The organism is Geobacter sp. (assembly GCA_009684525.1).
Classification (GTDB): Bacteria; Desulfobacterota; Desulfuromonadia; order Geobacterales; family DSM-12255; genus Geoanaerobacter.
The window spans coordinates 1-11122 of record WKKR01000010.1 but is presented as its reverse complement, the minus strand read 5'-3'; the positions used below and the strand labels follow the sequence as shown (position 1 = coordinate 11122).

General features: G+C 50.9%; 7 protein-coding genes. 2 read left to right on the top strand and 5 right to left on the bottom strand.

Features of this window, described 5'->3' with window-relative positions; translation table 11 throughout:
• Nucleotides 1-1485 (bottom strand): HAMP domain-containing protein (locus tag GJT30_18700; protein MSM41651.1); only part of this gene is annotated, 1485 nt, incomplete at its 3' end.
• Between the two features lie 327 nt (nt 1486-1812).
• Nucleotides 1813-2463 carry a response regulator gene (locus GJT30_18695; GenBank protein ID MSM41650.1) on the bottom strand — a complete coding sequence of 217 codons (651 nt, stop codon included), beginning with the start codon at nt 2461-2463 and terminating at the stop codon, nt 1813-1815.
• 371 nt (nt 2464-2834) lie between these two features.
• On the opposite strand from GJT30_18695, the gene GJT30_18690 reads away from it, so the two are divergent.
• Both GJT30_18690 and GJT30_18685 read left to right on the top strand, forming a co-directional pair.
• Nucleotides 2835-4877, top strand: coding sequence for a PAS domain S-box protein (locus tag GJT30_18690; protein MSM41649.1), 2043 nt, complete (start codon nt 2835-2837; stop codon nt 4875-4877).
• 158 nt (nt 4878-5035) lie between these two features.
• On the top strand, nt 5036-5446 hold the full coding sequence (locus GJT30_18685) for a hypothetical protein (GenBank protein ID MSM41648.1): 411 nt from the start codon (nt 5036-5038) through the stop codon (nt 5444-5446).
• 100 nt (nt 5447-5546) lie between these two features.
• On the opposite strand, the gene GJT30_18680 is transcribed toward GJT30_18685, so the two are convergent.
• The 3 genes from GJT30_18680 to GJT30_18670 are packed head-to-tail and all read right to left on the bottom strand — an operon-like array spanning nt 5547 to nt 10748.
• Complete coding sequence (locus GJT30_18680) at nt 5547-8051, bottom strand: HAMP domain-containing protein (GenBank protein MSM41647.1); 2505 nt, start codon at nt 8049-8051, stop codon at nt 5547-5549.
• Nucleotides 8052-8097: 46 nt separating this feature from the next.
• Complete coding sequence (locus GJT30_18675; GenBank protein MSM41646.1) at nt 8098-8586, bottom strand: chemotaxis protein CheW; 489 nt, start codon at nt 8584-8586, stop codon at nt 8098-8100.
• Nucleotides 8587-8642: 56 nt separating this feature from the next.
• Nucleotides 8643-10748, bottom strand: a complete 2106-nt coding sequence (locus GJT30_18670) for a HAMP domain-containing protein (protein MSM41645.1) — start codon at nt 10746-10748, stop codon at nt 8643-8645.
• Nucleotides 10749-11122: the final 374 nt, after the last annotated feature.

Genomic DNA, 11122 nt, shown 5'->3' with positions numbered 1-11122 from the left:
AATTTTCTCGGTCTGCAGCGCATTGTCGGCGTTCTGCTTGATATTGGCCGACATCTGTTCCATGCTGCTTGAGGCCTCTTCGGCTGCGGCAGCCTGCTCGCTTGCCCCTTGGGACATCTGCTCGCTGCCGGTACTCATCTCGTTGCTGCCCTGGCTTACGTTGTCAGCAGCGAACTTGACTTCAGCAACGACTTCCGAGAGTTTCCGGACCATTGCCCCGAGCGCTTTCATCAGCTCATCGTGTTCGGAACGCTCCCTGATTTCGACTACCAGATTGCCCCCGGCAATTTCCTTGGCCGCAGCAGTGATTTTGTTCATCGCATCGATCAGAACATTCAGATTCTGTTTGATGGCATTGAAATCACCATTGTAATTCTCTGTTATGTGTGTGGGGATGACCCCCTTACTGATCTGTTCAATATATGTCGCAGCTACGTTCAATGGCCCGATCACCGCATCGAGTGTAGCATTTATCCCATTGACGATCTCTTTGTACCCGCCGGTGAACTTATCCGCATCTCCCCGGGTCGCAAGTTTACCGGCAACGGCTGCTTCCGAGAGCTGGTTCGCATCTGTGACCAGTTCACGCAATGATTTCACCACAGATATCATGCTTTGTGCCAAGACGTCCTTATCCGATTTCGCGGTGATTTCCACAGCCAGATCACCAGCTGCAACCCGTTCAGCCGCCTTTGCCGTTTCCGAAATATTCTCTACCATCCTGCCAAAGGAACCGCAGAGTTGCCCGACCTCGTCGGTGGAACGTACCTCGATGGCTACATTGACATCGCCACGGGAGAGGGATTCTGCAGCCAAGGCCAACTCCCGAACCGGGCGGGTAATGCTTCGAGTGAGGAGAAATGCTATCAAAGCTCCAACAAGCAAAGAAATCAGACCGATCGTCAGCATGATGATACGTGTATGGGCATATGAGCTTTCCGCCTCCTGGTAGCGGAAAGCAACCCGTTCCTCCTGATATTTAAGGTTCTCGTCAAATGCATCCTGGGCTTTGGCTGTCAGGGGTACGGCTTCACGCATCAGAAGGGCAACCGCCTCGGCCCGTTTATTTGCAAGACCCAGCTCGATTACCCGGTTGTTCGCTGCGGATGCTGTCGTCGTGGCGCCTTTAACCTTTGCCAACATCTCCTTCCCTTTTTCCGTGGCATCAAGTTCTTCCAGCTTTGTCATTGCTTCCTTATAGATGACGCGTGCTGCCTCGATCTTCTTCACCTCTTCCTGTTTCGCCCGCTGGTCATCGAGAAGCACAATTGTTCGCATAACCCTAGAAATGGTGTGAACTGCCTTAGCGGCATCATTGGCGCATTTGATGCGGACGTTGTTCACCTTGACGATCCGTTCGAGCCGATCGTTCATCCGCTGCATATTCAGTAACCCAATCCCGTTGAGCAACACCATCAGACCAAGGAGAACACCGAAACCTAGTCCGAGACGCACACCAATTTTCAAGTCACTGAGTTTTTTCATTTTATCTCCTTTGCCTGAGTTTTTGGGGAATCCCGGTAATCGGCGCTTCCCGATATCTGCCTGTATTACAAGCAGAATATCCTATCCCCAATTATCTCTTGTCGGAACGGGGCTCAGCACATCCATCAGGCTATTCCTGAAATTTATTCGGGGAATGCCTTAGCAGACATTAATTTTTACTACTTCTGGGTGTAGAGCCTGAATGCGGAAAGCGCGTGGTGAGGCATGAACAGTGCGAGCTCTTGGCAACGCCGAAGACCCTGATTTTTGGGAGGAAAGAGATCGTTATGGCAGGAAACCTGGGACCGCGCGCATGCGGCCCCAGCATCAGTCTAAAGAGGTGAGACCTTCGCGAATGGCATATTTGGTGAGTTCTGCGACATTGAAAATTTTGAGTTTCTTCATGATCTGTTGGCGCTGGGTTTCCACAGTTTTGATGCTCACGTTGAAGGTGAACGCAATTTCTTTGGTGCTTTTGCCCTCGGCGATAAGTTGCAGGACCTCCCTCTCCCGTGTCGTCAACAAAGAAAATGCCGTATCAGTAGGGACCGGAGTACGTCTGATGTAATCCTGGATGACTCTTCCGGCGACTTTCGGGCTCAGGAAGAATTCACCGTCAACTACCGTCTGGATGCCCTGCAGTAATTCTTCATAGGCACTGTCTTTCAACAGGTATCCGCGGGCGCCTGCATTGAGCGCTTCGATAACGAAGCGTCGATCCGAATGCATGGAAAGCACCATCACCAGGATGCCCGGATGGGTATGCACGATGCGGCGGGTAGCATCGATCCCGTTCATGTCCGGCATACTGACATCCATCAATACAATATCCGGCTTCACCTGTTCCACCAGGTCGATCAACTCCCGGCCATTATCAGCCACCCCGACAACCTCGATGTCATCATTCTGCTGGAGAAGCGATTTCAAACCATCGCGGACAATCTTGTGGTCATCGGCAAGCACAACGCGAGTTACCATATCTGTCATCCTTCACGCTAAATTGTTCTGCAACCATTTTGTTAAGTATGTTCGATTTTCAACTGCTGTAAAGGAACCCGGAAAAATACCGGCTCCCCCAAAGCCATTTGTGATTGGACCTGTTAAGCGTAAGGATAATGCTCCTGCGAGACAGGCCAATCATCAGCGCTATTCTCGGATATTTCCATATTTTAATGAATCAGGGAATACCCTACACAAATGGGTGAAATACCTGATGTCATCACACCTCTCTGAAAAAAAATCGGTCGATACATCAATACTTTTCTCCAGTAAAGGCCTTGCTGGCAATCTGTGTTAGAATTTTATCGGATACAAACATTCTTCATGAAAATGTGGAGCACAATACCACCATGCCATCTATCGATACACGACACGCAGCATGGCGCATTGTCGGTCTTTACGCAGCCCTATCCATAATCTGGCTCGTATGCTCGGACACACTGCTCAGCATGTTCGTTGTCGAACAGCATTATCACCGCATTTTTGCAACAGGCAAGGGGATGCTGTTCATTGCCATCACTGCCGGACTTCTCCACGCACTTTTGAGTCGTGCATTTCGAAAAATGGCTGAGCAACAAAAAGCGCTGCAGGAAATCGATCAGCGTCTTCAGTTTGCCATAGAAGCTACCGGAGACGGAGTATGGGATTGGGATATAGTCAACGACAAGGTCAATTACTCTACCAGTTGTAAATCCATTCTCGGTTATGGAGAAGACGAAATCGGCGATTCCCTTGCCGAATGGGAAACACGGGTCCATCCTGACGACTGGCTCACCTGCCGCAGTGCTTTGGACAAACACCTGATCGGGCAATCCACCTATTACAATTCCGAATACCGGCTCCGCCACAAGGACGGTTCCTACAGCTGGGTACTGGCACGAGGCATGGTGGTGGAACGGAGTGCCGATGGCACACCGCTCAGGGCTGTCGGTACCGTTACCGACATCAGCGCACATCGACGCCTCGAAGAAGATCTGCGCCAAAGCCGTGAAATGTTTCGACTTTTCATGCAACACACCCCTGCAGCAGTTTTCATTAAAGATACGGAGACTAGACATGTCTTCGTCAACGATCATTTCTTGCAGGTTTTCAATGCCGATACCGATGACGTCATCGGCAAAACCAATAGCGAAATCTTTCCTTCGACAATAGCTCGGCAGATTACTGAAGAGGATTACAGGATTCTTCAGGAGGGGGTATCTACCCATTCCCGAATTCAGATTCCCCGAGGCCATGACACCTTCAGTTGGGAAGTCTACAAATTCGCCATCCCCGACGAGGCACGCAACAATACCTATCTCGGGGGAATTGCCATAGACATCACAGAACAGCAGGCACTTGCCGAAGAACGGGATCGTCTCTTCTCGCGTCTCCGCCTGCTATTCGACCGACTCCCCATCGGCTGTATCGTTACCGACCCGGATCTTATCATCAATGAATGGAATCCGGCAGCCGAACAGATTTTCGGCTTCACGAAAGACGAAATGGTTCACAGCAACTCCCTCACCATGGTATTTTCCGTAAAGGCCAGGTCAGTGTTGAACCAAACATTGGAAAAGATGATTACTGGAGATCAAACTACTAGTTTTATCTCCGAAAATCTCACCAAAGAAGGAAAAACCATCTCCTGTGAATGGCATGCCACGCCACTGAGAGAACAGGGAGGACTGATCGGTATCCTGGCCATGGGGCAGGACATAACAGAAAGAATACGCACCGATGAGGCGGTGCTCCAGTACCAAGAAAGGCTGCGCAATCTTGCGACCTCTCTGACAGTCATGCAGGAGCGGGAACGACGCAGCATGGCAATGACCCTCCACGATGGTGTCGGACAACCGCTTGCCCTGGCAAGAATAAAGCTTGGTTATCTGCGGTCTTTACCGTTGGCTGCCAACCATCAACTCCTGGCAGCAGAAATTACCAGCCTGGTCGAGCAGTCAATCGACATAACCAGGTCACTCACGACCGAGATCAGCCCCCCCATTCTGTACCAGGTAGGCCTGTCCGCTGCGCTGGAAGACCTTGTAGAAACCTTTCGGGTACACCACGGCCTGCCAGTAACATTTCTGGATGATTGCCTTGAAAAACCACTGCCAGATGACATAAAGATATTTTTCTATCAGGCGGTCCGTGAGCTCCTTATGAATGCTCTCAAACATGCCCGCGCTTCAGCGGTACAGGTGCTCTGCAACCTTCACGATGACACGATTGAAGTCTCCGTGAGAGACAATGGGGCAGGGTTCCCGGTACCCGCTGCAGCATCACTGGAGATCGACAGTGGATATGGGCTCTTCAACATCGGGGAACGCGTGCAGCATCTCGGCGGCAGCATGCGGATAGATTCAGCTCCCGGTCAAGGCACGGCCATTACGATCCTTCTGGCAATACATTGACAGTATTCCCCATCGGACCGGCACAAATATTTCTTTCCTCCTCCCCACCAAAGGGTTTCTCTACCACAAATATCAGGAATATCCTGATTCCTTTTCTGCTTGAGATACTTATACTGAACCGTTATAAGGTCAACCAAATATCTGCCATAGAGGAACCAATGGTATTTTCAAGAAACTGCGCCTCAAGAGGACGTGACTCATATCCGCTCATCCCTGATGGGCCAACGACCCTTGAATGGCTTGCAGGAGAGAACATTGCCCTGCGCGCCAAGATCGAAGAGCAGAACACGGCTCTGCAAAGACAAGAGGAACAGATCCGAGCCTGTACTGCTGAACGCGATGAGGCACAACAGGCGACGAAGAATTACTGCGCTCGGATTGCACATGAGTTGAATACTCCCATCCATCAACTGAAGTCTCGCGCAGAAGCAATGATGAGCAATTTCCCCGCGAGCCCGGAGGATAACTTCCAGAAGAACCTCGTCATGCTCTTTGATGAAATCAGGCAGGTAACAGAATTATTCTCAACTATCTCGAAAATTTGCACTATGAACGATTCAAGAGAATGAAGCAGCGTAAAATGATGCCGAGGACGAAAAACGCCGCGTTTGTCGCGGCGTTTTTTACGGAAGGGCTTTCCAGAATCACATTTTGAGGTTTACGGTTTCTCTAGTATTTTTCATACTCACTGTCCAGCTTGTCCGCACCCTCCTTTAGTTCAATCCCGAATCCTTCGGCAGACACCGCCATTTTCATGGGGACTCTCCTTTCCTGAGACGCGGGAGCCTTTTTGTAATGGGCAATCTGAGGGTTTTTTGCCCTGGATAGAGCCTTATTCCCGGTCTGGACCGGACCACTGCCTGCCCACCCTTGATCACCCACGCTAAAGAAGCCGATGGCAACCTGCAGCTGTTCAGCTTGCGAGGCAAGCTCCTCGGCAGTGGAAGCCATCTCCTCCGAAGCGCTGGCATTCTGCTGGATGACCTGATCGAGTTGCTGGATAGCTTTATTAATCTGCTCGGCGCCAGAGTCCTGCTCCTTACTGGCAGCAGAGATTTCCTGGACCAGTTCCGCTGTCCTCTGGATGTCAGGAACCATCTTGGTGAGCAGTTCGCCGGCTCGTTCAGCCACCTGAACACTTGAAGCCGACAGCTCACTGATCTCAGCAGCCGCATTCTGGCTCCGCTCGGCAAGCTTGCGCACCTCTGAAGCAACCACGGCGAACCCCTTGCCGTGCTCGCCTGCACGAGCCGCCTCAATGGCGGCGTTCAACGCCAACATGTTGGTTTGGCGGGCAATCTCTTCGATGATCGAGATCTTGTCGGCGATCTCCTTCATGGCCTGCACCGTCTCTACTACCGCCTTACCGCCGATCTTGGCATCTTCAGCAGACTTGACGGCAATCTTCTCGGTTTGCAGTGCATTGTCAGCATTCTGCCTGATGTTGGACGACATCTGTTCCATGCTTGAGGACGCCTCTTCGGCTGCAGCTGCCTGTTCGGAAGCCCCCTGAGACATCTCCTCGGATGTTGATGACAACATTTGAGAACCACTCGCCACGTTGTCGGATGCAGCCTTTACATTGGTCACCACTTCTACCAGTTTTGCAACCATGTCGAACAGGGCATGCATCAGCTCGTCTTGGTCAGAACGCATCTTCAGTTCAACCTGCAGGTTCCCTTGCGAGACCTCTTTGGCTGCTTCGGTTATCTGTCTGAGAGCCGATACGTTCTGCCCCATTGCATTATTGATCTTTGTAAAATTCCGCGCAATCTCCCGCGTGTCATCATCTTCAGCCGCAACACCGGTATGGATATTGAGATCACCACTTGCAAGCAGTTCCAGGTTGTTAAGAAGCTTATTGACTTCCTCGGTCTGGAACCTGGCCTGTTTATCCGCGACTCGCGACGCCTTCCTGATCGCGGTCAGGTCAGTCACCACTTCAAAAGCGCCAATGACATTACCCTGCTGGTCCTTGAGTGGAACTCCCGAGTAGGCAATATCGAGATTCACCCCAGGAGCGGGATGTGCATCAGTTTCCCCGGAAGCTGGCTGAGAAGTCAATAATGCCTGCTGGCATGCACATTTGTTCGTCTTGCAGTCAGATGTCTTGAAGTGATCATAACACTTGGTCCCGACAACCTGCTGCTGGATTTTCCCGCCAGCTTCCGCACCGAGCTTATTCATGAATTGTACTGTAAAATCCCTGTCGATAATCATGGCCGGTGCCGGCATCACATCAAGAAGGCCAACCAACCGGTCGATGGTTCCATTGACCCCTTCGACGATGCTGCGGAAACCACCTTGATGGCGGGAAGCATCGGCACGGGTGAACAGTTTCCCCTCCATCGCTGCCAGTGAAAGCATATTGGTATCATTCACCAGCCCGTTGATTGCCGTCACCATCCCGGTCATCGCCTGTTGCAGCATTCCGGTTTCGTCCTGTGCGCTGACATCCAGTTCGACAGAGGTATCACCGCTCGCAATCTTGTTTGCTGCCACTATGCATGCATTGACCGGCTTGGCTATGCTCCGGGTCGTTGCCAGCATAGCGATCACGCCGACCAGGAGTGCTGCGATACTTATGGCTACAATCAGAAGAGCGGCTTGTCGTCCCTGTTTTTCTGTCTTGCTCCTGGTAGCTGCATTGAAATCCGTCAGGTCTTTCTTGACACTCCCCAGCTTTTCGCTGATCAGCTTCAGATTTGGCATGGTTTCACTGTGGTAGAGTGCTGCAGCCTGGGCTACTGCCCCTCGTTCAAGCAGTCCTTTGATTGCTACTGCCGACTCATGCAGCTTTCGGTGAGGCTCCTCAATATCCGTTAGCGCTTGTTTGATGGATGGTAATGAGAGTTCGGCGTTCTGTCGTCCAGCACCGTAGTACCATTCGCCGAAAGCACATTTATGCGGATCGGTTTGCACCTTGAGACTTTCAGCCTTGCCCGATATCAACGATGCACTGACGGCGTTCGCCCACGCCAAATGATCCGTTTCTTTCTGCGACAGTTCCACAATCAATTGATTCACGGTATTCATGCTGCCGAAATTCGCAAGCTGTTTATATATGCTGGCAATTCCTACAGTTCCGACCAGCGCCAAAATTAACAACTGCACGCCAAACCCACCAAAAATCTTTTTTCCGATACGCAGATTTTTCCACCAGTTACTCAACATAATGGTCCCCCGAAAAGAGAATATGGTCTGATGGTTTATAACCAATTCAGGCAGCAACCCCCTCCTGAACGGCACTCAGCTCGTCCAGGGTGAATACCTTGTCGATGTTCAGAATCATGATGAAGGTTTCGTTCTGCTTCCCCATCCCTACCAGGAAGTCCGTGTTCAGCTTGGTCCCGATCCGCGGCGCTGGTTCGATGTTCTCCGGCTCCAGCTCCAGCACTTCCTGAACCGAATCGGCCAGAGCCCCTACCACGGCTGTCTCGTTATCCAGCGTTATCTCCAGCACGATGATGCAGGTATCCACCGTCTTTTCTGTCTCGCTCATGCCGAACTTCAGACGCATGTCAACCACCGGAACCACGCTCCCCCGCAGGTTGATCACCCCGCGCATGAAATCGGGCGTCTGCGGCACCTTCGTGACCGTACTGAAATCCAGGATCTCGCGAACCTTGGCCACATCCACCGCAAAGGTTTCGTCATCCAGCTTGAAGGTCAGATACTGCACCGTCTCCGTTATCCTCGCTATGCTCATAAAACCTCCGTACATCGTGCATCTCTACAAATGTGCTGGTTAAGGATTCAAATTCCCTAGAATTTCTCGTATTCGCTGTCCAACTGGTCACTGCATTCTTTAAAATCGAGACCGAACCCCTCCGCACCGACTGCTTTTTTCGTAAAGACTCTTTTTTCCTGAACAACGGGAGATTTTTTGTAATGGGCAATCGGGGAAGCCTTAGCCTGGGATGATCCTTGGATTTCACCTCTTGCTTCGACCTGTGCCATGCTTCGCTCATCTAGACGAAAATAACTGATGTCAACCTGTAACTGCTCAGCCTGCGAGGCAAGCTCTTCGGCAGTGGAGGCCATCTCTTCAGAGACAGAAGCGTTCTGCTGGATCACCTGATCCAACTGCTGGATCGCCTTGTTGATCTGTTCGGCACCAGTATCCTGCTCTTTGCTGGCCGCAGAGATCTCCTGGACCAGTTCCGCTGTCCGTTGAATATCGGGAACCATCTTGGAGAGCAGCTCACCCGCCCGCTCAGCCACCTGGACACTTGAAGCCGACAGGTCACTGATCTCGGCAGCCGCATTCTGGCTCCGTTCTGCCAGTTTGCGCACCTCTGAGGCGACCACGGCGAACCCTTTTCCATGCTCGCCGGCACGAGCCGCCTCGATGGCGGCGTTCAACGCCAGCATGTTGGTCTGGCGGGCAATCTCCTCGATGATCGAGATCTTGTCGGCGATCTCTTTCATGGCCTGAACCGTCTCTTCCACCGCTTTGCCGCCCGCTTTGGCATCTTCCGCCGATTTGACGGCGATTTTCTCGGTCTGTAGGGCATTATCGGCATTCTGTTTCACATTGGACGACATCTGTTCCATGCTGCTTGATGCTTCTTCTGCAGCAGCAGCCTGTTCGCTCGCCCCTTGAGACATCTCTTCTGAGCTTGCTGAGAGTTGCTGGCTGCCAGCTGCAACATTGTCGGCAGCAATCCGGACATTCCCCATAACGACCAAGAGTTTATGTGTCATTGCCGCCAGCGCCCTCATCAATTCATCGAGTTCTGAACGTTCTTTTACCTCCACCAGGAGATTCCCTGCTGCGATCTCTTTAGCAACGTTCGAAACCATGTTCATGGCGCCGATCAACAAGTTCAGATTGTTCTTTATCTCATTGAAATCGCCGTTATAGGTTGCAGTAATCTTTTCAGGGATATCGCCCTTTGCAATTCTCGCGACATACTCTGCTGCAACGTTAAGTGGGATGATAACCGCATCAAGCGTCTTATTTATGCCATCAACGATATGCGCAAATTCCCCTTGATGCCTGGATGCGTCAGCACGGGTATCGAGCTTCCCGTTCACCGCAGCTAGCGAAAGTGCCTCAATATCTTTCATGATCTCTTTGAGTCTCTCGACCATGTTCTGCATGGCGGCGAGTAACTGGCCGGTTTCATCCTGGGCATCAACGTTGATAGTGGAACTGAGATCGCCAACGGCAATGGCTTTGGCGATATTTACGGCAGAGCCAAGGGCGCGTTTGATCCTGTGAGCGACAAAGAACGCAAATAGAAAGATGACGATGGCGCCAACGACTGCACCAATGACGATCCGCCACTTGATCTTGGCCATTTCAGCCTGGACGTCATCAACATAGATGCCACTGCCAACAACCCAGCCCCACTCTCTGACAAGCTTGACGTACGAGACTTTGGGAACAGGCTGGCTTGACCCTTCCTTGGGCCACATATAGTTGACGACACCCTCTCCCTTGTCCTTTGCCAGTGTGGCCATATCCACAAAGATCCGCTTGCCGTTGGGATCCTTATCGTCAGCCAGGTCTTTCCCATCCATTTCCGGCTTAATCGGATGCATCAGCATTTTTGGTTCCAGATCATTGATCCAGAAGTATTCGTTTCCCATGTAGCGAAGATTCTTTACAGCAGCCAAAGCCATTTTCTGAGCATCTGCAGTCCGCAGTTCGCCGCTCTTGGCCTTGCCTTGGTATTCCTCAATGAGCTTATACGCCACCTCAACCACATTGCGGGTTGAGGTGATTTTCTCTTCCATCATGTTCTTTTCTACAAGCGGTAAAAAATAGAATAAAATGCCAAATAGAAATAAAGCGATTGTAACAACAGAAACGCTGAGTATTTTTGTAAGTATTTTCCAGTTTTTAAACTTTAACAGTTCCATTTCATATTCTCCTTGCTTAACAATAATATGTTTCTATATTACGCTATAACATTATACTGTTTTGGACTTAATACTTAATCGGCATCACCATCTTTAACTTTAGCCCAATTATTTAACGATAATCGTTATATAAAGAATAAAAAACGGCGTCATGGAGCCCATGACGCCGCCTATTCATTTTAGATTTTCGCTTATGATCAGATAACCGTTGCTGCCGATCACCAGCAACTGCAAACTAAGCCGCGATCCCCTCCGAAACGGAACTCAGCTCGTCCAGGGTAAAGACCTTGTCGATGTTCAGAATCATGATGAAGCTCTCGTTCTGCTTCCCCATCCCTACCAGGAAGTCCGTGTTCAGCTTGGTCCCGATCCGC

What these genes read in the sequence shown, in the direction of transcription:
- GJT30_18695 (MSM41650.1), bottom strand. Translation starts at nt 2,463, where the DNA reads ATGGTAACTCGCGTTGTGCTTGCCGATGACCACAAGATTGTCCGCGAT.
- GJT30_18675 (MSM41646.1), bottom strand. Translation starts at nt 8,586, where the DNA reads ATGAGCATAGCGAGGATAACGGAGACGGTGCAGTATCTGACCTTCAAG.
- GJT30_18680 (MSM41647.1), bottom strand. Translation starts at nt 8,051, where the DNA reads ATGTTGAGTAACTGGTGGAAAAATCTGCGTATCGGAAAAAAGATTTTT.
- GJT30_18685 (MSM41648.1), top strand. Translation starts at nt 5,036, where the DNA reads ATGGTATTTTCAAGAAACTGCGCCTCAAGAGGACGTGACTCATATCCG.
- GJT30_18690 (MSM41649.1), top strand. Translation starts at nt 2,835, where the DNA reads ATGCCATCTATCGATACACGACACGCAGCATGGCGCATTGTCGGTCTT.
- GJT30_18670 (MSM41645.1), bottom strand. Translation starts at nt 10,748, where the DNA reads ATGGAACTGTTAAAGTTTAAAAACTGGAAAATACTTACAAAAATACTC.